This window comes from Rodentibacter myodis (assembly GCF_001999305.1).
GTDB lineage: Bacteria > Pseudomonadota > Gammaproteobacteria > Enterobacterales > Pasteurellaceae > Rodentibacter > Rodentibacter myodis.
The window spans coordinates 40,453-62,727 of record NZ_MLHQ01000032.1 but is presented as its reverse complement, the minus strand read 5'-3'; the positions used below and the strand labels follow the sequence as shown (position 1 = coordinate 62,727).

18 protein-coding genes, 1 tRNA gene and 1 pseudogene are annotated in these 22,275 nt (G+C 40.3%); 12 read left to right on the top strand and 8 right to left on the bottom strand.

The genetic code is table 11. From position 1 onward, the window contains the following. The 6 genes and pseudogenes from BKL49_RS11165 to BKL49_RS11140 form a co-directional block, all read left to right on the top strand. A pseudogene (locus BKL49_RS11165) lies at window positions 1-371 on the top strand (DUF4123 domain-containing protein); the annotation flags it as partial. Between the two features lie 99 nt (window positions 372-470). Continuing rightward, the gene (locus tag BKL49_RS11160) at window positions 471-3,182 is read left to right on the top strand and encodes a T6SS effector BTH_I2691 family protein (RefSeq protein WP_244151999.1); all 2,712 of its coding nucleotides are present in this window, start codon (window positions 471-473) and stop codon (window positions 3,180-3,182) included. A 2-nt stretch (window positions 3,183-3,184) separates the two neighbouring features. After that, a complete protein-coding gene (locus BKL49_RS11155; RefSeq protein WP_077425473.1) occupies window positions 3,185-4,051 on the top strand; it encodes a hypothetical protein in 867 nt (288 codons plus the stop codon). A 193-nt stretch (window positions 4,052-4,244) separates the two neighbouring features. Beyond that, the gene (locus tag BKL49_RS11150; protein ID WP_077425459.1) at window positions 4,245-5,117 is read left to right on the top strand and encodes a hypothetical protein; all 873 of its coding nucleotides are present in this window, start codon (window positions 4,245-4,247) and stop codon (window positions 5,115-5,117) included. 276 nt (window positions 5,118-5,393) lie between these two features. Beyond that, window positions 5,394-6,263, top strand: a complete 870-nt coding sequence (locus tag BKL49_RS11145) for a hypothetical protein (RefSeq protein WP_077425471.1) — start codon at window positions 5,394-5,396, stop codon at window positions 6,261-6,263. Between the two features lie 271 nt (window positions 6,264-6,534). Then, complete coding sequence (locus tag BKL49_RS11140) at window positions 6,535-7,413, top strand: hypothetical protein (RefSeq protein ID WP_077425457.1); 879 nt, start codon at window positions 6,535-6,537, stop codon at window positions 7,411-7,413. A gap of 602 nt (window positions 7,414-8,015) precedes the next feature. Here the strand turns inward: BKL49_RS11140 and BKL49_RS11135 are convergent. After that, window positions 8,016-8,105, bottom strand: a tRNA-Ser gene (locus BKL49_RS11135). A gap of 166 nt (window positions 8,106-8,271) precedes the next feature. Then, the gene (gene rne / locus BKL49_RS11130) at window positions 8,272-11,076 is read right to left on the bottom strand and encodes a ribonuclease E (protein ID WP_077425455.1); all 2,805 of its coding nucleotides are present in this window, start codon (window positions 11,074-11,076) and stop codon (window positions 8,272-8,274) included. A gap of 143 nt (window positions 11,077-11,219) precedes the next feature. On the opposite strand from rne, the gene BKL49_RS12380 reads away from it, so the two are divergent. The 4 genes from BKL49_RS12380 to hflX all read left to right on the top strand — a co-directional run bounded on the left by BKL49_RS12380 (window position 11,220) and on the right by hflX (window position 14,172). Next, complete coding sequence (locus BKL49_RS12380) at window positions 11,220-11,396, top strand: hypothetical protein (RefSeq protein WP_158074795.1); 177 nt, start codon at window positions 11,220-11,222, stop codon at window positions 11,394-11,396. A 79-nt stretch (window positions 11,397-11,475) separates the two neighbouring features. After that, a complete protein-coding gene (rluC, locus tag BKL49_RS11125) occupies window positions 11,476-12,444 on the top strand; it encodes a 23S rRNA pseudouridine(955/2504/2580) synthase RluC (protein ID WP_077425453.1) in 969 nt (322 codons plus the stop codon). Between the two features lie 84 nt (window positions 12,445-12,528). Continuing rightward, window positions 12,529-12,804: an RNA chaperone Hfq gene (gene hfq, locus BKL49_RS11120; protein WP_077425451.1), complete on the top strand. Its 276-nt coding sequence runs from the start codon at window positions 12,529-12,531 to the stop codon at window positions 12,802-12,804. 12 nt (window positions 12,805-12,816) lie between these two features. Beyond that, the gene (gene hflX, locus BKL49_RS11115; protein WP_077425449.1) at window positions 12,817-14,172 is read left to right on the top strand and encodes a ribosome rescue GTPase HflX; all 1,356 of its coding nucleotides are present in this window, start codon (window positions 12,817-12,819) and stop codon (window positions 14,170-14,172) included. A 1-nt stretch (window position 14,173) separates the two neighbouring features. Here the strand turns inward: hflX and BKL49_RS11110 are convergent, their stop codons facing one another. From BKL49_RS11110 to mepM, 6 genes are all read right to left on the bottom strand, one after another. Further along, window positions 14,174-15,127, bottom strand: a complete 954-nt coding sequence (locus tag BKL49_RS11110) for a sigma 54-interacting transcriptional regulator (protein WP_077425447.1) — start codon at window positions 15,125-15,127, stop codon at window positions 14,174-14,176. A 117-nt stretch (window positions 15,128-15,244) separates the two neighbouring features. Then, complete coding sequence (locus BKL49_RS11105) at window positions 15,245-16,159, bottom strand: siderophore ABC transporter substrate-binding protein (RefSeq protein ID WP_077425445.1); 915 nt, start codon at window positions 16,157-16,159, stop codon at window positions 15,245-15,247. Window positions 16,160-16,168: 9 nt separating this feature from the next. Continuing rightward, window positions 16,169-16,936 (bottom strand): iron ABC transporter ATP-binding protein, encoded by a 768-nt coding sequence (locus BKL49_RS11100; protein ID WP_077425443.1) that lies wholly within the window; start codon window positions 16,934-16,936, stop codon window positions 16,169-16,171. A 14-nt stretch (window positions 16,937-16,950) separates the two neighbouring features. Continuing rightward, window positions 16,951-17,904 (bottom strand): iron chelate uptake ABC transporter family permease subunit, encoded by a 954-nt coding sequence (locus BKL49_RS11095; RefSeq protein ID WP_077425441.1) that lies wholly within the window; start codon window positions 17,902-17,904, stop codon window positions 16,951-16,953. Next, on the bottom strand, window positions 17,897-18,850 hold the full coding sequence (locus tag BKL49_RS11090; protein ID WP_077425439.1) for an ABC transporter permease: 954 nt from the start codon (window positions 18,848-18,850) through the stop codon (window positions 17,897-17,899). The genes BKL49_RS11095 and BKL49_RS11090 overlap by 8 nt, the downstream gene beginning before the upstream one ends. A gap of 160 nt (window positions 18,851-19,010) precedes the next feature. Then, complete coding sequence (gene mepM, locus BKL49_RS11085; protein ID WP_077425437.1) at window positions 19,011-20,471, bottom strand: murein DD-endopeptidase MepM; 1,461 nt, start codon at window positions 20,469-20,471, stop codon at window positions 19,011-19,013. Between the two features lie 176 nt (window positions 20,472-20,647). Here mepM and znuC point away from each other — a divergent pair, with 176 nt between their 5' ends. Together znuC and znuB are read left to right on the top strand one after the other, a co-directional pair. After that, entirely contained in the window at window positions 20,648-21,451 is an 804-nt protein-coding gene (gene znuC, locus BKL49_RS11080; RefSeq protein WP_077425469.1) for a zinc ABC transporter ATP-binding protein ZnuC, read from the top strand. Then, window positions 21,451-22,236 (top strand): zinc ABC transporter permease subunit ZnuB, encoded by a 786-nt coding sequence (znuB, locus tag BKL49_RS11075; protein ID WP_077425435.1) that lies wholly within the window; start codon window positions 21,451-21,453, stop codon window positions 22,234-22,236. The genes znuC and znuB overlap by 1 nt, the downstream gene beginning before the upstream one ends. Window positions 22,237-22,275: the final 39 nt, after the last annotated feature.

Genomic DNA, 22,275 nt, shown 5'->3' with positions numbered 1-22,275 from the left:
TCTCCCTTGCCGAATTACCGCAAGACACGCAACCAAGTGCGGTCAATTTTGATGAGGATTTTCAAGCGTTTCTGGAAGATTATGACAAACGCCACTTACTGGATAAATTGCAAAAGGAGCTTATTCCACAAGAATTTAGCAATAATGCCATATCACCACCGGATATTGAAAAATACTTCCATAAAGCACTTGAATTGGGATTTAAGCACATTGAGGCCATTATTGACTTAGTAAAGGCCCAAATTTATTTAAATGATCAAGAAAAATTAATTCGACTTATTAAACAGGCAGAAGATGAATTTGGTGATAACTTTCCAATTGTTATTGCCAATGCGGTTTATGAACAAGCCAAAATTGAGCAAAAAAGCTAAGAAAAGATGACAATACCAAACAAAACTTCAACATTTACTCAAGACGATGTACTCGGACAACCAACGCAATGTCAGCCAAATGAACGTCCGATTTATCCGGTGCGTTTTAGTTTAACCGGCGAAGCATTAGAAAATGCAGCAACATCAGGAAAAACGCCGCCTATGCCAACAGGATTGAATGATCCTAATTATGAATTAAGACGTTTACGCCAAGGTTATTTTTATATCTACTCACAAAAGCATGTGGGTAAAACAACGGATGCCGGAGGTAAATGGTTAATATTTAAATATACGGTATCGTCAAGCGATAGCAATGCACCTGAATTAAATCAAGAACAAGAAGGACAATATAGTTTTACTCAATATGAGTGGGTGGACGGTCATGCCCGAGGGAATTGGGTAAAATCGCAAAAGCGTAAATCCTTTCCTTACCCTTATGTTAATCCACAAACCGCAGTCATTGAGTTTGCATATAGTGAGTATCGTTGGCCCCCAGAGTTATTTGAAAAACTTGAAGCAGATGCCAGCGTACGGGCGAAAATAATGCAAAGACTCCCCCTGAAAACGCTTGAAACAAATTTTTCTTTTTTGCTGACAGAAAAATCCTTGAAAAATAAGGTTTCTGATTTCAATCTAAGCCAATCAGAAAACGACCATAATATTGAAAGTAAACGTCGGGCAACCGCAGTTGGTTATTCTGAAAGGCATAAACTGAATATACCTAAAGCCTGCAAAAATGGAGAACCCATTGTTGTTGCAGTATATGATCCGATTGGCAATATAAAAGATATTTCCGCTTACCATACCCTCCTATTTGCCCGTGATGCCGATGAGCGGGTTAAGGAACTGTATCCAATAACAACAGCAAGAGCGGTTAAATCGATGGAGAGATTGTTACGCAAAACATCTTGGAATGGCTATCCAATAGATCCCAAGACAAAAGTAGAAATGGAAAAATATCTAGAATATCGTCCCACAGAATATGAAAACAAAATGAAAAATCTCGCCTATGTACAAGCTATGTTATTAAGGCAAACGGGCAATTACACAGTTTTTGAGCAGCTTCTCGTTCTCAATAAACTCATGAGCAATTATTTTTCTCAAAAAAGCGAATTAAACAGCGTAATTAATTATGCCATGGGTGTTTATATTTCCGGAATGGCGAATATTTGTAGTAAACCTAAAGGTGTGCCTGAACAAGCTAAATTACTCGAATTGCAAGCAATAAAACTCAATTCCGCAACCGAATTACCCCCAAATTTGGAGCAGACACCAAAAAGCTGGGGAGATATATTGACAAATATTTTGACAGCCATTGACAAGTCTAACTCGTTACTTCAAGAAGGAACAAAATACACTGAATTTAACAAATTAAGATTTGATATTTTAATTGGCGAAATCTCGGCGGGACAATTACATCTCTGGCAAAAAACGGCCACAAACGCCTTAATGTATAATCATTATATGCAAGTTTTCGGGTTACGTGTAGAGCGAATGCCACCGACAAAAATGAAAAATGCCGTACAGATTCTTAGAACACAGTTACAAGATTTTATTCAGGGCAAAAGCAGTATCACCAACATAGATATGCCAAGACATCTGTTGCAGCTGAAGAAAAAGGAAAGCCTAACAACCTGGTTTAAAGTCAATGTAACCGAGCAATCCAAAGCGAGTAAATTAATAAATGCACAAACTCAACGAATTGGTTTATTTTTAGCATCAGTTACACTCTTTTCAAATTTAAACAAATGGTTTGAAGACCAAAGTGAAAAGGATATAACCGACCATGCCGGTACACAATTAATTGCTGATTTTTGCGCCTTAGTCGCCGCGCTTGAACGTAAAGAAAATACCATTGCAAAAGACGGTATGAAAAAATTATTTGAAAAAGCAACGCTGGGATTAAACCTTCCGGTTCCTAAAAATGCGGCAGGAATGGGGATTATGCGAAAAGTCTTTTCATTTGAGACCGCAGGAAGAGTAGCGAATGTAGCAGCGATCGTCATTGCCTATGGCGATGTAAAACGTGGAAATGCCTCGGGTGATAAAGCCCAAAAAGCCGCCGGTATGATTTTAATTGCAGGGGAAATTTGTGGGTTATTGGCATCTTTCTCGTTAATATCGGGTTTTATACCGTCATTAGGCATAATTGGTTTTGCCGTAGTATTAATAAGTTTGGTGGTGCGATTGTTTGGTGATAATCCCTATGAAGCTTGGGTGAGAACCGGATTTTGGGGAAATTCGCCGCAATATTGGAATAAGGATCGACTTAGTCTTCTTGAGCAAAATTCTGCTGCAGAAAGATTGACTTATTCCGAAACCGACCAACAATTTATTGAAATAAAAAAACTCTTTGATAAAGAAATGCAAGGTTATTACAACTTGGCATGGGGAATTCAAATCACTCCCCGTGGAAATTGGAACTTGCTCGAAATTCGTTCACCGGCATTTTGGGAAAATGACCTGGCAGTACAGGAAATACAACTCAAATTGCAGATTGAACATAAAAAATCAATATGGGAATACAATCAATTTGATCTATCACCTTATAGCAGCACGCCTAAATTCACAATACAAGGTAAAGGCACACAAGAAGGCGGAATAATACTTTGGGATATTTCGGAGGAGAACCCCTTCAAACGCTACAAACAAATTAAAGTGGCGGATAATAACGCCCTCCCTGACGAGAATAAAGACGTGCTTACCGTCTATGTGGATTACCCTAAACTTGGTGAAAAAACCAAAACATTTTGGGATAAAATGTTTGCCGAGTATTTTGAAGGCAGTATTACTTTTGAAGGATATTATTAATGATGAAACAAAGAGAATATACACCGGATATGGTGTCACGCAATGTTAAACAATGTGGCAATGGCGTCCTTGAAATTGCCCGCTATAATGTAGGGCACATGAAAGCCAATATGGCATGGCCATGGTTTTTAGTCATCACCACAATGACACTATACGACATTTATTTTCAACAAGGAATGTTTAATGATATTCAATGGGCTATCTCTCCGATGGCCAGAATAAAAGATACTTTTGGTTTTTATGAAAATATACAGAACCCAGGATATACATTGGCGGGAACGAGTTTCGATCAATTCGCTCAAGAATTACTCAATAAACATGGAGATCGCAGATATTGGGGCTGGTTTTATATTCTTTTCCCGCTTTTTTGGTTTTGTTTACTGATTTCACCGAATTGGCGCCCCTTGCGCATTGATAGCAAACGCCGTTTGATTTATTTCTGGGATTGGGGGAAATTTTATATCGCCCAATATCCGACGGAATATAAAAACAGCCCCGATGCCCTATGTTGGTTTTTAGAAGCAAAAATGTTTAAATCTTGGATGCACAGGGAAGCAATGGGTAGCTTAATTTTACATATTCCTCATGAAAACCCAACAAACAAAAAGAAAGTAGCGGTCCCCATCGGCACCTACCGCCCGGTGTGCGAATACCAAAACTACCTATTACGGGATTTTATTTTGGACTATCTATGCAGTGAAGACAGCGATAAAGAATATGCCCGTTATTTCAAAAAAGAAAAACGTATTTGGTTGGATTACCTCGGATGGTTCTACCACTTCAGCCTGTTCCCCCAAATCGGCTACAACGAAAAAAAAACTGAAGCCAAAATTCAGGCTTGGCTTGAAAAATACGGCGACGGGCAATAAAAAAACACGTCGAATTTTGACCGCACTTTAGCGTTAAAAAACATTGCTGACACTCATTCAAAGCTGATAAGAATAACAATTTGCTTATCGTCTATACGGACTACCCTAAACTCGGTGAAAAAACCAACACATTTTGGGATAAAATGTTTGCCGAGTATTTTGAAGGCAGTATTACCTTTGAAGGATATTATTAATGACAAAACAAAGAGAATATACACCGGATATGGTGTCACGTAATGTCAAACAATGTGGTAATGGCGTCCTTGAAATTGCCCGCTACAATGTAGGGCACATGAAAGCCAATATGGCATGGCCATGGTTTTTAGTTGTCACCACAATGACACTATATGATATTTATTTTCAACAAGGAATGTTTAGTGATATTCAATGGGCTATTTCTGTTGACTGGGCTCTAGAAGATGGTTGGACTAGACATATAGCTATAATGACTGAATTAGGAAAAGAAATCCCACAAAACTATTATGCTGATTACAAGGCTGAAATGATCGCAATGCACGGAGACAGCTTTTACTGGGGCTGGTTTTATATTCTTTTCCCGCTTTTTTGGTTTTGTTTACTGATTTCACCGAATTGGCGCCCCTTGCGCATTGATAGCAAACGCCGTTTGATTTATTTCTGGGATTGGGGCAAATTTTATATCGCCCAATATCCAACGGAATATAAAAACAACCCCGATGCCTTATGTTGGTTTTTAGAAGCGAAAATGTTTAAATCTTGGATGCACAGGGAAGCAATGGGTAGCTTAATTTTACATATTCCTCATGAAAACCCCGCAAGCAAAAAGAAAGTGGCAGTCCCCATCGGCACCTACCGCCCGGTGTGCGAATACCAAAACTATCTATTACGGGATTTTATTTTAGACTATCTATGCAGTGAAGACAGCGATAAAGAATATGCCCGTTATTTCAAAAAAGAAAAACGTATTTGGTTGGATTACTTCGGATGGTTCTACCGCTTCAGCCTATTCCCTCAAATCGGCTACAACGAAAAGAAAACCGAAGCCAAAATTCAGGCTTGGCTTGAAAAATACGGCGACGGGCAATAAAAAAACACGTCGAATTTTGACCGCACTTTAAATAGAAAACGCGGTGTTATACAGCAACAACGTTAAAGTGCGGTTGTTTTTAAAAATGTTTTTAATGAAAAAGCGTTAAGAAAAAACATTACCGACATTCCATTCATTCAACGCTGATAAGAATAACAATTTGCTTATCGTCTATGTGGACTACCCTAAACTTGGTGAAAAAGCCAACACATTTTGGGATAAAATGTTTGCCGAGTATTTTGAAGGCAGTATTACCTTTGAAGGATGTTATTAATGATGAAACAAAGAGAATACACACCGGATATGGTGTCACGCAATGTCAAACAATGTGGCAATGGTGTACTTGAAATTGCCCGCTACAATGTAGGGCACATGAAAGCCAATATGGCATGGCCATGGTTTCTATGCGTAATTGGAATAACTTGTTATGATTTTTTTACTACACAAGAAATATTAAGACCTATAAAGTGGGCTATATCCATTGATTGGGCCTTAAAAAACAATTGGCAATTCTATACATCAAGTTTATTAGCTCAGGGTAAAGATATCCCAGTAAATGAATATGAAACCTTCAAGAGTGAAATGTTAGAAATACATGGGGATATAATTTACTGGGGCTGGTTTTATATTCTTTTTCCGCTTTTTTGGTTTTGTTTACTGATTTCACCGAATTGGCGTCCCTTGCGCATTGATAGCAAACGCCGTTTGATTTATTTCTGGGATTGGGGGAAATTTTATATCGCCCAATATCCAACGGAATATAAAAACAACCCCGATGCCTTATGTTGGTTTTTAGAAGCGAAAATGTTTAAATCTTGGATGCACAGGGAAGCAATGGGTAGCTTAATTTTGCATATTCCTCATGAAAACCTCGCAAGCAAAAAGAAAGTGGCAGTCCCCATCGGCACCTACCGCCCGGTGTGCGAATACCAAAACTATCTATTACGGGATTTTATTTTAGACTATCTATGCAGTGAAGACAGCGATAAAGAATATGCCCGTTATTTCAAAAAAGAAAAACGTATTTGGTTGGATTACTTCGGATGGTTCTACCGCTTCAGCCTATTCCCTCAAATCGGCTACAACGAAAAGAAAACCGAAGCCAAAATTCAGGCTTGGCTTGAAAAATACGGCGACGGGCAATAAAAAAACACGTCGAATTTTGACCGCACTTTAAATAGAAAACGTGGTGTTATACAGCAACAACGTTAAAGTGCGGTTGTTTTTTAAAATGTTTTTAATGAAAAAGCGTTAAGAAAAAACATTACCGACATTCCATTCATTCAACACTGATAAGAATAACAATTTGCTTACCGTCTATGCGCCCCCCCTTAAACTTGGTGAAAAAACCAACACATTTGGGGATAAAATGTTTGCCGAGTATTTTGGGCAGTATTACTTTTGAAGAATATTATTAATGACAAAACAAAGAGAATACACACCGGATATGGTGTCACGCAATGTCAAACAATGTGGCAATGGCGTCCTTGAAATAGCCCGCTACAATGTAGGGCACATGAAAGCCAATATGGCATGGCCATGGTTTTTAGTCGTCACCACAATGACACTATATGATATTTATTTTCAACAAGGAATGTTTACAGATATTCAATGGGCAATATCAGTAGATTGGGCGTTATCAAAACAATGGAATGAAATATTAGAAACCTATACTGCCTTAGGTAAAACAGTTCCCATAGGAGAATACAATATATATAAATCAGAAATGTTGGAAATGCACGGCTATAGAATATACTACGGTTGGTTCTACATTCTTTTCCCACTTTTTTGGTTTTGCTTACTGATTTCACCTAATTGGCGCCCCTTGCGCATTGATAGCAAACGCCGTTTGATTTATTTCTGGGACTGGGGCAAATTTTATATCGCCCAATATCCAACGGAATATAAAAACAACCCCGATGCCTTATGTTGGTTTTTAGAAGCGAAAATGTTTAAATCTTGGATGCACAGGGAAGCAATGGGTAGCTTAATTTTACATATTCCTCATGAAAACCCAGCAAGCAAAAAGAAAGTGGCAGTCCCCATCGGCACCTACCGCCCGGTGTGCGAATACCAAAACTATCTATTACGGGATTTTATTTTGGACTATCTATGCAGTGAAGACGGCGATAAAGAATATGCCCGTTATTTCAAAAAAGAAAAACGAATTTGGTTGGATTACCTCGGATGGTTCTACCGCTTCAGCCTATTCCCTCAAATCGGCTACAACGAAAAAAAAACTGAAGCCAAAATCCAACAATGGCTTGCCAACAATCCCGAAATCTATTTAAGTTAGAAAAAGCCAAATCTCTCAATATCACCTAATCTACTCTGCTTGTTATAAGACGGGATATTAGCTATTGATACAAGAACCGGAAAGATCAAAAATGGCGCCGGAACAGAACCAAAAGGTATTAGTAAATATTCCTAATAGGAACTTATGCAACTTCGTCAAAGATTTGTTTATATTCGCGAACGCAAAACATCGTTCATTCTCTACGAACGTAAGATATATAATTGATATTAATTGTGATGCAGGCGAATTTAAGCAGTTTATACCGTATTGTTCGATGACGGCACTACCTTGTTGAGAATAATATCTATATAAAAGATGTTAACATTGTAGAGAATGGACGGCACTACTTTCGACACTAGATATTGTAGTGAGGAATATTAAAGTAGAACAATACGGAAAAAATGAGATTACAGACTTTCGGAAACAAAGTTAAGCGCCGATTATCTGTGCAGTATATAAGTTACGCCTATTTTACGTCAAAAAACTTTTTAGACACATCAAAATTGACAGCAACAAATGAAATAACATAGGAAATAACAGAAAACAAAAAAATCGTAAGTTACTGATTTTCAAGGGTAAACTTACGACTTCTAGACAATTGATGGCGGAGGAAGTGAGATTCGAACTCACGGAGGGCGTAAACCCTCGCCGGTTTTCAAGACCGGTGCCTTCAACCACTCGACCATTCCTCCGTGATTTGAGCGGGTTGAATAATACGTTTTTTACTAAACATCGTCAAGAATAAAAAAATATATTTTTATCAAGTGATTAATTTTAGTCCAACTAAACGTAAAAAAATTGGTGCAATGTCGCACCAATTTTTACTCACTCAAATAATGAACAAATAGTTAACGTTTTCTATTCTGCTTTTGCTCGGGTAGGCTCGGAATACACGTGGCTAATTGCACTGTGATGCCCTGCCGCACCTTTGCCATAGAAGTAATAGCGTGAATCGTGCCATTCTACAATAGGGAACGGTTGTGCTATTTCTTCATCGGCTTTTGCTAGTGTCATTTCAGCTTTTGTATGCGTGACTGAAGAAATCGTCCCTAAACGACCATTAAACTCATAGCGACGGACAAATTCAGCAACCTCTACGCTCTTTGTTACATTTTCGGCTTGTTGCGAGGCTACAACTACCTCATCTTGCACTTTTTCGGCATTGAGGCGTTCTAATGATTCCTGTACTTTTTTCTGTACCGATTCATTTGCCGGTTGAACAATAAAATCTAAAACCGGTTTCACGCCCGCCGGATTATTATCTACTACAATACCGGTCGCCGGTGTGATAAACCCTTTTTTGGTTTTCTCTTGCTCAAGCAATTCATCCACCGATAAGAAATTGCTCTCTTTAGGTGTATTAACGAGCGAATAATCCACCCAAACTTTACCTCCTGCAAGTTCCGGTGAAACCACTGCGGCAAATAATGGCATTGGCGATTTGACATCTTGACGGCGACGGCGTTGATTATTCGCCGCACGCAAATGACGTGGAGTACGACGTTGACGTTCTTGACGAAGCGGTTGTTTTTCTTCCGTCATCTCAGATGGCGTTGAAACAATCGGTGTTTGGATAGATTCAATTTCCACCAAATCAGGTTCTGTTTTACGGGAATCTTCCACTTGTTCATCAATGCGTACACGCTTACGCAAATCACGGCGTTGACGACGTTGGGTCACTTGCTCTGCTTTTTCTTCTTGAACTTCAGAAACAGCCGCAAAATTGACCGCACTTTCCGTCATAGCTTCATCCGCAACATTATTTCGACGAGAACGACGTTGATTACGTTCACGAATTGGGCGGGGTTGTTCCTCCTCGCCTTTCTCAACTTCATTCGTATTTTCCACTCTGGCACGGCGGGAAGTATTACGGCGTTCCTGTGAACGGCGTTGGTTACGATTATTACGCTGATTGCGGTTATTTTTTTTCTTTTCTTCTTCCTTAGGTTCGGAAGCAAATAATCCTTTAATTTTCGCAAGAATTTTCGCCAATAAGGAAGGTTCACTTGATTTGCGTTCTACCGGTGTTGGCGCGGCTTCCGAAATAGAAAGGGATACCGCAGCACTTTCTACGGCAGGTTGTTCGCTCTCACTTGAGGTTTCAACTTGATAGAATGCGGAAGATTCTTCTGCCGATTCCTCTTGCACACAATGAACTTTCGCCAAATTGTAGCTTAACTCGTTCACTTCTTCACCGTCACGCAAACGGAACACACTAAAATGCGGTGTTTCCATTGCTTCGTTTGGTGCGACGATCACATCAACATTATGGCGTTTTTCAATGCTACGGATAGCTTTACGTTTTTCATTAAGTAAATAAGACGCAATTTGCACCGGTACAATGGTATGGACTTGTTTGGTGCTCTCTTTCAGAGCCTCTTCTTCAATCAAACGTAAGATTGATAAAGAAAGCGATTCATTATCACGGACTTTCCCCGTACCTTGACAACGCGGGCAAATATGATGTGATGATTCACCTAAAGACGGACTTAAACGCTGACGGGACATTTCTAACAAGCCGAAACGTGAAATGCGGCTAATTTGAATCCGTGCGCGATCTTGACGTACCGCATCGCGAATACGATTTTCCACCTCACGTTGGTGACGAACCGGCGTCATATCAATGAAATCAATCACGACCAAACCACCTAAGTCACGCAAACGTAATTGACGGGCAATTTCATCTGCTGCTTCAAGGTTGGTGTTTAACGCGGTTTCTTCAATATCACCACCACGGGTTGAGCGTGCGGAGTTAATATCAATCGCCGTTAAAGCCTCTGTTACATCAATAACAATTGAGCCACCTGAGGGCAAACGCACTTCACGTTGGAAAGCCGACTCAATTTGCGATTCGATTTGATAATGACTGAAAAGCGGTACTTCGCCTTGGTATAATTTCACCCGATTGATGAAATCAGGTCGAACTAACTTGATATGCTCTCTCGCTTTTTCAAAGATTTTTGGACTGTCTATTAAAATTTCACCAATATCGCGGCGCAAATAATCACGAATTGCACGCACAATCACATCACTTTCTTGATGAATAAGGAAAGGTGCCGGACGATTTTGAGAGGCCTGTTTAATGGCTTCCCAGTGGTGCAGTAACACTTTTAAATCCCATTGCAATTCTTCCGGCGATTTGCCGACACCGGCGGTACGTACGATAAGCCCTACCCCTTCTGGCACATCTAAAGAACTTAAGGCTTCTTTTAACTCGGTGCGTTCGTCCCCTTCAATACGGCGGGAAATGCCCCCGGCTCGCGGGTTATTCGGCATAATCACCAAATAACTTCCGGCAAGAGAAACAAAAGTCGTCAACGCCGCTCCTTTATTACCACGCTCTTCTTTATTCACTTGAACAATCACTTCTTGTCCTTCGGTTAAAATATCGCGGATATTTGGACGACCGTGAAACACATAATCCGCCGGGAAATATTCACGTGCAATTTCTTTTAATGGTAAAAAACCGTGACGTTCAGCCCCATAATCGACAAAAGCCGCTTCTAAACTCGGCTCAACGCGGGTAATTTTCCCTTTGTAGATATTGGCTTTTTTTTGTTCGTGACCCGGATTTTCAATATCCAAATCAAAAAGGCGTTGTCCATCAACAAGCGCCACGCGCAACTCTTCTTTTTGAGTTGCATTGATTAACATTCTTTTCATTGTGAATTCTCTGATTAAAATTAAAAAATAACCTCAAAATAAACCGCACTTTGCTTCGTTATCGACCTCGTGTTTCTCGCGCCAGTCAATCTCACGATTGTATGTTGCTGGGTGCATTGATAACGTTATGAAACAATAAATCGTTGTCAATAAAACAATGCGATATTCCGCACGCATTGCAAGCGGCTGATTTAATTCAAGAAAAAAATGTTGATTATCAATGTCTTATGCCGATTGCCGCATTGAGTTTTCACCAACAAAATTTGTCAATTAAACGTGCAAAAATTTATGCACAAAAAGACGCTCTATTATCCATATAAACCGATAAATTAGCAAGGCGATTGTTACCACTCAAAGGCTTTTATGATATGATTCGTGCCTCTTTCAAAAGGTGAAAAAATGACGGAACAAAAAGAAAAAATCATTAATGCCGCAGTAAAAATGACGGTGATTAGTGAAGATGAAGCGGGGCAACGCATTGATAATTATTTATTGGCAAAGCTAAAAGGTGTGCCAAAAAGTTTGATTTACCGCATTGTCAGAAAGGGCGAAGTACGGGTAAATAAAGGACGTATCAAACCGGAATATAAACTCCAATCCGGTGATATTGTGCGGATTCCCCCTGTTCGTGTATCAGAAAAAAATGATGCCCCCATTTCTAAAAAATTAAATAAAGTCGCAGCACTTGAAAACCAAATTTTATTTGAAGACGATTGTTTGATTGTGCTAAACAAACCCTCCGGCATTGCCGTTCACGGCGGCAGCGGCTTAAATTTTGGCGTGATTGAAGCCTTACGTGCGCTCCGCCCGGAAGCCCGTTTTCTGGAATTAGTCCATCGTTTGGATCGTGATACTTCAGGCATTTTATTAATTGCCAAAAAACGTTCTGCGTTACGCAACCTGCACGAACAATTACGATTAAAAACCGTGCAAAAAGATTACTTAGCCCTCGTGCGGGGACAATGGCAATCTCACGTCAAAGTCGTGCAAGCACCTTTATTAAAAAATGAACTTTCCAGCGGTGAGCGTATCGTGCGTGTCAGCGATCAGGGAAAACCTTCCGAAACCCGTTTTTCTATTGAAGAACGTTATCCCAATGCCACACTGATTAAGGCTTCACCGGTAACGGGACGTACCCACCAAATTCGTGTACACACCCAATATGCGGGTCATCCTATTGCTTTAGATGACAAATACGGCGATAAGGATTTTGATGAACAAATGCGTTCACTCGGTTTAAATCGCTTGTTTTTGCACGCGTTCTCCATTCGTTTTGAACACCCCAAAACGGGAGAAACCCTTCGTTTTAATGCACAACCGGATGAAAAAATGAAATCCGTATTGAAAAAGTTACGGGAAAGCAAATAGACAAGCCCGATGTTTATTGCTATATTTGCACGCAGAGACAAGTCGTTTCTGTCATAATTTTTCATACAACCAAAGGATAGCAAAATGGCCAAAGGACAATCATTACAAGATCCTTATTTGAATGCGTTACGTCGCGAGCGTATTCCCGTATCAATTTATCTCGTCAATGGAATTAAATTGCAAGGTCAAATCGAATCATTCGATCAATTCGTGATTTTATTGAGAAATACCGTTAATCAAATGGTGTATAAACACGCTATTTCTACTGTCGTTCCGGCACGTTCCGTTTCTCATCATAATACACATCACAATGCTCACGCAGCAGAAGTGACGGAAGAAGCAGAAACGAAAAGCGAATAATCCTTCAAAATAATGGATCATCCACAAAACCAAAGTGCGGTTGAAAATTCTTGTGAAATTTTAACCGCACTTTCCTCATCTAAAATCAATCAAAATAACCATTCACAACGTGATACGGCGATTGTTGTACATATTTTCTTTTCACCACATAAAAACCTAGAGGATCTCCAAGAATTTCTTCTGCTTGCCGACTCTGCCAATGTAGAGGTTTTAGAAACGGTTACAAGCAGCCGTTCTACCCCACAGGCGAAATATTTTGTTGGAGAAGGGAAAGCACAAGAAATTGCCGATATGGTGAAAGCACATAACGCCGATGTGGTGTTGGTAAACCATCAACTCACGCCGGCACAAAGCCGAAATTTAGCCAGTTTGTGTCATTGCCGTGTCGTGGATCGTACAGGCGTGATTTTAGATATTTTTGCCCAACGCGCCCGCTCCCACGAAGGAAAATTACAGGTGGAATTGGCACAGCTAAAGCATTTATCCACTCGCTTGGTACGCCGTAAAACAGGGCTTGATCAACAAAAAGGCGCGGTCGGGCTGCGTGGCCCGGGTGAAACCCAATTAGAAACAGATCGTCGCCTGATAAAAGTTCGTATTGGGCAATTACAAAATCGCTTGGCAAAAGTGGAAAAACAGCGTAATCAAAATCGCCAAACCCGACAAAAAGCGGATATCCCCACCATTTCTCTTGTGGGTTACACCAATGCGGGAAAATCAACCCTTTTTAATTTCATCACCCAAGCCAATGTTTATGTGGCAGATCAACTTTTCGCAACGCTTGATCCCACCCTACGCCGATTGCAAATTCAAGATATTGGCACAACCATTCTGGCAGACACCGTAGGCTTTGTACGGCAACTTCCCCACGATCTTATCTCTGCCTTTAAATCAACTTTGCAAGAAACCGTGGAAGCCAATTTACTCTTGCACGTGATTGATGTGGCAGATCCAAGAAAAGCAGAAAATCAAGCAGCCGTTGATTTGGTATTGGAAGAAATTGGTGCGAATGACGTTCCCACTTTATTGGTTTATAACAAAATCGACTTAGCGGATAATGTTGCACCACATATTGAATACGATGATGAAAATAACCCCATCGCCGTCTATCTTTCCGCTCAAACAGGTGAAGGGCTGGATTTACTTCCAAAAGCCATTAAAGTGCGGTTAAAAAACGAGATACTTTCTCTCAATTTGACACTGCAACCTTATGAAGGGAAACTTCGCCACGCCCTTTACCAACTTGATTCGGTGCGTAATGAACAAATTTCAGAACAAGGGGAATTTTTGTTAGAAATACAAATCGACAAAGTGGAATGGCTGAAATTATGTAAGCAGTTTTCAATACAAACCAGAGTAGGTTTGTGATCTACTTCCCAATCCCATATTGTTTCAATTTATTCGCGATCGCTGTGTGTGATACGCCGAGGCGTTGGGCGAGTTTTCTGGTGCTGGGAAATTCGGCGTAAAATGCACGAAGAATTTTTGTCTCATATTGCCCCATAATTTCCTCCAGCGTGAGTTTTTCAAATTCATTGATAGAAATGACCGCACTTTGTGGCAATGTCAAATTTAAACTGTCTATACTTAAACGGTTATCTTTTGCCAAAGAACAAGCCCGATATAGCGTATTATAAAGTTCACGCACATTGCCCTGCCAATCATATTGTTGTAGGTAAGTGAGAAAATCCTCATCAAAAATCGGCGTTTTTATTTTTAAATTCTCACCGATTTCCTGTAAAAAGCCCTCCGTTAAAGGTTGAATATCCTCTGTGCGATCACGCAATGGCGGCATATTAATCGTCAGCACATTCAAGCGATGAAATAAATCTGCCCGCACTTTGCCCTGTTCAACCAATTGGTTTAACGGTACTTGCGAGGTACAAATCACCCGCACATTGGCATAATGTTCTTGTTCTTCTCCCACACGGCGAAATGATCCGTCCGTTAAAAAACGGAGTAATTTTGCTTGAAGATTTAGCGATAATTCGGCAATGCCATCTAATAACACCGTGCCTTCATTGGCATATTCAAAAAAACCGATGGTTTCACTGTTTCCCACTTTTCTGCCAAACATTTCACTTTCCGCATCCTCATCGGGTAAACCGGCACAGTTCACCGCAATAAATTTATTGTCTTTGCGCAAACTTTGATAATGGCAAGCCTTTGCCAACAAATCCTTACCAGTACCGGTTTCGCCTTGAATCAGTAATGGCACATCAAACATAGCAAAACGTTGTGCATTTTCTACCGCACTTTTCATCGTTTCACTGCGGGTAACAAAACAATCGAAAGGATGTTGAGGATCGAATTTGAAGGTCATAAATAAAAAATTAGCACGTTAAAAATGAGGGTTATCATAAGCGGTTTACAACATACTGTAAACATTATTTTACAGATAAATAAAAACCCCTCTTACAGGGGCTTTATCTATCCGAAATTATTTCTCAGCGGCATTTTTCAGTTCTTTAGAAATGATTTCCATTGATTCCAATCCGCCAAAAGCGAGATACCAATTTGTCGCATCTAAATAAACAATATGTCCGTTTTTATAGGCTTTGGTTTGTTTGATGATGTCGTTATCCAACACTTTTTGGGCGTTATTCGCTTTTTCCGTAATTGCCGCCGTGCGATCTACGACTAACAAGAAATCCGGATTTTTTTCTAAAACATACTCAAATCCGACACTTTGACCGTGTGTAGAAGACTTAATAGAAGGATCAGCTTGTTGGAAACCATATTTTTGATACACCATCCCATAACGCGAGCCATCACCGAAGGCACTAATTTTGCTTTCATTCACCAAAACCAATAAAGCGGTTTTATGCTGTGTGGCTTTCGCCACTTGGGTTACCACGCTATCTAACGCTTTCAGCTTTTCTTTGGCTAGCGCTTCTTTATCAAAAATCTGTCCCAAAGCGAGAACGTTTTGTTGAAAACTGTCGTAATAGTTTTTGTAGTCATTATCAATGAAGAATACCGGTGCAATTTCTTTAAATTTATCCACCATTTTTTCTTGGCGTTTTGAGGCGATAATCAAATCCGGTGCAAGATCATTGATTTTTTCTAGGAATTGTTCCCGTAAATCCCCTACATTTTCAAATTTTTTATCGGCAAATTCAGAAAGGTAAGCAGGGATTTTACCGCTCTGCGGAAAACCAATAATGCTATCCGCCGCGCCCAAAGCCCGAATAGTATCCGCCGCCCCAAAATCTAATACCACGACTTTTTGTGGATTTTGCGGCACGGTTTGTTTTCCGGCAAAATTTTCAACCGTAATATCGGCGGCATTCACCGTATTCACACCAATTAAGGTAAGAACGGAAAGGGCTAAAGTGGAAAAGGTTTTTTTCATTGAAAACTCCTAGTTGTGTCTAAAATAAACAGCAATTTTGTGGCGGTTAATTTCTTGAATCGGAATATCCATATCGTAAATTTCTTTTAATACCGAGGATTGCATAATGTGATTGACCTCTCCTTGTTGCACCAAACGCCCGTTTTTCATCGCAATGATGTAATCTGAATAGCAAGAGGCAAAATTAATGTCGTGAATCACCATCACCACGGTTTTATTCAGTTCATTCACCAGCTTACGCAACACCTGCATAATCTGTACGGAATGTTTCATATCAAGATTATTCAGCGGTTCGTCCAACAAAATATAATCCGTATCCTGCGCCAAAGTCATCGCAATATAGGCACGCTGACGCTGTCCGCCACTGAGATTATCGAGATATTGGTGGCGAATTTCATCGAGATCCATATACGTGATTGCTTTATCAATAAAAGTGCGGTCAATTTTCGTTAAGTTTCCTTTGGAATAAGGAAAACGCCCGAATGCCACAAGATCTTCGATCGTTAAGCGTAAATTGATGTGGTTAGACTGCTTCAAAATCGCCAATTGCTTGGCAATATCATTGCTTTTTTGACGCGTTAGCAATTCATCGTTTAAATAAACTTCGCCACTATCCGCCGAAAGTAATCGACTAATAATGGATAATACCGTGCTTTTTCCGGCACCATTTGGGCCGATAAAAGCAGTAATTTTGCCCTTTGGAATGACAACAGAAACATCATCCACCACTTTTTTAGCACCATAACTTTTATGGATATTTTTAATTTTTATGGTCATCTTTATTTATAACCTTATTTCTTGTGCGTTCTTAATAAGAGATAAATGAAATACACGCCCCCCACAAAATTCACAATAATGCTTAACGTGGTGCGGAAAGTGAAAACCTGTGTCACCAAGAATTGACCGAATACCAAGGTAATCATTGCAATCAACATTGCCGCGGGAATGAGAACTTTATGGCGATAATCACGAATAAACTCAAACGTGACATTCATCACCAACAGTCCTAAAAAGGTCAAAGGCCCCACAAGAGCGGTCGAAACGGAGATTAAAATCGACACCAAAATTAACAGGGTTTTCGTGATGGATTGATAATCTACACCAAGATTTATCGCATTTTCACGCCCCAATGCCAACACATCAAAATATCGCCAATAACGCAGGCTGAATAAAATGGTGGCAAGTAAAATGGCTAAGGCAATCCACAGGATATGGGTATTGATTCGGCTAAAACTCGCAAACCCAATATCTTGTGCAATTTGAAATTCATTCGGGTCAATCAGCACTTCCATAAATGTGGTTAAACTGCCAAAGAAAGTGCCAAATACAATGCCGACAAGTAATAAAAAGAAAATATTTTGCGATTCTTTTTTGAACAAGAAATGATAAAGCAACAAAGAGAACAACATCATTAAACCGGTACAAACCACAAATAAAGCAATGGAATTAATCGACAATAATGTACTTGAACCAAACAGGAAAATAATGGTGGTTTGGAGCAATAAATAAAGGGAATCCAGCCCTAGAATGCTTGGAGTTAAAATTCGGTTATTCACTATGGTTTGAAAGATCATCGTGGCAAGGGCGATAGCTGCGCCGGTGATCATCATTGCCAAAAGGGAAAGCGCGCGATTTTCCAAAGCATATTGCCAACGGGAAGGCAACCCATAACCAAGATAAAGTGCGGTCGAAATAAGGGCTAAAATTGCAAGTGTGATCAAGGGATAAGGAAATTTCTTAGCCATTTTGATACCGTTTCAATAATAAAAATAAGAAAATACCACTGCCAAACACACCCACTACCGCATTAATGGAAATTTCATAAGGGTAAATGATACTTCGTCCTAAAATGTCACAAAATAAAACAAACACCGCCCCAAGTAACGCGGTATGCGAAAGCACTTTTTTCAAATTATCCCCTAAATAAAGGGTAACAATATTCGGAATAATCAATCCCAGAAACGGAATCACACCAACGGAAATGATCACAATGGAAGAAACCGCCGCCACAATCAGTAAGCCGAGATACAATACTTGGTGATAATTTAAGCCTAAATTAACGGCAAAATCCTTCCCCATTCCAACAATGGAAAAACGATGAGCGAATAAATAGGCAATCGCCAACATAGGAATGCTGAAATAAAGTAATTCGTATCGTCCTGCCATCACCAACGAAAAATCCCCTTGCAACCAGCCGGAAAGATTTTGCAATAAATCCTGTTGATAGGCGATAAACGCAGTAATGGCACTAATAATGTTGCCAAACATCATCCCCACCAGTGGCACAAAAATAGTATCTTTAAATTTTAAGCGGGAAAGGATCGACATAAATAATAATGTGCCGAGAAATGACACCATAACGGCAACACCGGTTTTCAATAACATTGAAGCGGAAGGGAAAAAAAGCATTACGATCAAAATCCCAAGTCTGGCACTATCCATCGTGCCTGCCGTAGTGGGAGACACAAAACGGTTTCGGCTTAACTGCTGCATTACCAAACCGCAAATACTCAATGCCGCCCCTGCCATCACAATGCTGACTAAGCGTGGCACACGACTTATAAGAAAAATTTGCCATTGGTTGCCCTCAAAATGCAGCAAGCCTTGTAAATTCACCGTGCTGACACCAAGAAAAAGTGAAACGCACGAAAGGGCAATTAAAAGAATAAGTAAGTAACGTCTTTTAAACATAACAAAAATGAGAATAATTCTTAAATAAGAGAATAGCATATTCGTGAAGACACGAAAAGGTCGATTTAGTCTTCACAACAAAATCAAGACATAAAAAATCTGCCTCTTAATAAGCTGATTTTTGTTTTCAACTTTTAAGAGACAGACTTTTGAGTGGTGACTAAAATCTCAACCTTCTTTCTGCTTCTTTGGCTCTTATTAAGAATTGCTTACGCTCTGCCGTTGCCATGCCACCGCTTGTTCCCGGCAGTTTAACCGTTAATGGATTCACCGCACGGCCGTTAATATGAAATTCATAATGTAAGTGTGGGCCGGTGGAAATACCCGTATTGCCGGAAAGGGCAATTCGTTCCCCTTTTTTCACACTTTGTCCGGCTCTAACCAATGGGCGACTTAAATGCATATAAACGGTTTGATATTCCCGACTATGGCGAAGCACAATATAACGCCCTGCCCCACCGGCTTGATACGCCACTTTTTCCACTAAGGCGTCCGCCGGTGCAATAATCGGTGTGCCTTGTGGCACGGAAAAATCCACACCTTTATGCGGACGAACACGCCCTGTTACCGGATGGCGGCGATTCGGGTTAAATGGTGAAGAAATGCGTGCTTGACGTTGTAATGGATAACGGGCAAAGCCTTTGCCTAAGGTTTCCCCCTGTTGATTGTAATAACGTCCGTTTGCCGCTTGAATGGCATAATAACTTTTACCCTCGGCAATAATATGGATCGCTTCCACGTTACCTTGCCCGGTAAGTTTATCACCTAAATATTCACGGGAAACCAACACCGCAAATTTCGTGCCTTTTTTCAATTTTTGTAAACTCACCTGCCACTGTAAGGCAGAACTTAATTGGGAAACTTGACGACCATCCAGCCCCAACGCCCGTAAACTTGCGGCAAAAGAACCGGAAACCTGCCCTTTCAACACTTCTTTTTTCCAAACGCTTTGTTTTTCTAAAATTTGACGTTTAAATTTACCGTCCTGTACCCGCTCATAAATGCGTTCTTCTTTTTCGGAAACTAACCAGTTTAGATATTCCAACTCATCGTTTTTGTCTAATATCCAATAAAATTGCTGCCCCGCACGCAAGTTTTTTAATTCCGGATAAGAAGCGATCAAGCCTTTTGCGGTGTCATCATCCAAGCCTGAAAGCTCCAATACATCTTTTAATGTATCGCCACGCACAACGGTATGGCTGAATTGATCACTAATACGTATTGCCTGATCGGCGGCATCCAATAAGCCATTCAAGGCATCTTGTGCATCTTGCGGTAAATCATTTAATTCATCAAATTCAGGTTTGACTTCTTCCGATTCATCGTCCTGACCTTGCAACTCATCATCATAAGAAGTGGCGTCTTCAGAATCTGCGTGTGCGTCAGCCTGTTCGGCTGGTTGAGAAGAAGATTGAGAATCATCAGGCTGGAGTGATTGATATTGCACATCGCCCACCATTTCCGGCTCTAAATTGCTTTGCACCGTGGGTTCGGATTCCGCATTATCTTTCAAACCAAGCATTGTTCCGGTAAAGATGAGCAACAATGCAGCAAAAAAAATCGCCGCCTTGATGCGGGATTTTCTTTTTCGTCTGTCTCGGGCTAATTTAACGTGCTGCAAAATGATGACCTAAAATGGAAATAATATCGCTTTTCTGACTACAAATTATAAAGTAGGTTCATTCTACCTTAAAACATTGAAAAAAGATGGCGAAATATTCGGCATAAGCGATTATGCCTTGAGAAATTCCCTGAAATAAGCTAATGTTAGCCGCTAAATTTGACACAGGCGGTATTATGCAAATTCATACCATTCAACGCGATCCGCTCTCTCCATTAATTGAACTCAAAAATATCAATGTGGTGTTTGAACAAAAAACCGCGTTACAAAATATCAATTTAAAAATTTATCCAAATTCCATTATCACCATTGTCGGGCCGAACGGCGGCGGCAAATCGACCTTACTCAAAACCCTATTGAAGCTACAACAGCCCACCGGCGGTGAAGTGATTTATGGTAAAAATGTACGTATTGGCTATGTGCCACAAAAAATTCATTTGGATCATAGCTTACCCATTACGGTGGAGCGTTTTCTTGCCTTAAAAAAAGGCATAAAAATGCAGGAAATTTTGACCGCACTTGAGCAACTTTCGGTTCCCCATTTACGCCAAAACAATATGCAAAAACTTTCCGGTGGCGAAATGCAGCGCGTACTGCTTGCCCGTGCGATTTTAAACAAACCAAATCTCTTGGTTTTGGACGAACCAACCCAAGGGGTGGATATTACCGGTCAGGCAGAACTTTACCGACTTATTCACCAAACCCAGAAAAAACTGAATTGTGCGGTGCTAATGGTGTCCCACGATTTACACATTGTAATGGCAGACAGTAAAGAAGTGCTTTGTATCAACCAACATATTTGTTGTGCCGGCACGCCGGAAAGCCTTTCCAATGATCCTACCTTTATGCGTTTATGGGGAAATCAACTCGCACAGAATGTAGGCTTTTACACCCACCATCACAATCACCATCACAATTTGCACGGTGATGTCTGTGGGTGTGGTCATTCCGAAAATCATTGTCAAAATAAGGATGCCTAATGTTTGAAATTCTCTTTCCGGCATTTTTGACCGGTATTTTACTTTCCCTTATCACCGCACCATTAGGTGTCTTTGTGGTGTGGCGTAAAATGGCATACTTTGGCGACACACTTTCACATTCCGCCTTACTTGGCGTAGCATTAGGGATTTTTCTTCAGGTGAATCCTTATGTCGCCATTGTAGTGCTTACCCTTATTCTTGCAGGAATGATAGTATGGTTAGAAAGCAACACGCAATTTTCTATTGATACCCTGCTCGGCATCATCGCCCACAGTTGTTTATCCCTTGGCGTAGTCACCGTTGGATTATTAAAAAATGTGCGTGTGGATTTAATGAGCTATTTATTCGGCGATCTCCTCGCGATCAATTATTCGGATTTAATTTATATCGCTATTGGCGTGGTGATCGTATTAAGTACATTGGTTTATTTTTGGCAAGCTCTCCTTTCCACCACCGTCTCGCCGGAACTCGCCCAAGTGGAAGGTATCAATATCAAAAAAATGCGTTTTATTTTGATGATGTTGACCGCACTTACAATTGCATTAAGTATGAAGTTTGTCGGTGCATTAATTATCACCTCATTACTCATTATTCCCGCAGCCACGGCACGCCGTTTTGCCAAAACACCGGAATCAATGGTGGGTTTTGCCATTGGAATGAGTCAACTTTCCGTTATTGGAGGGCTGATTCTATCCGCACTGTATGACACCGCTGTCGGCCCTTCTGTGGTAATTTGTTCCGCCTTTTTATTTGTCCTGTCTTTATTTAAAAAAGAACGGTTATAAGCTCGCCCAACCAGTGAAAACCATTTGCGCCACAAGGTA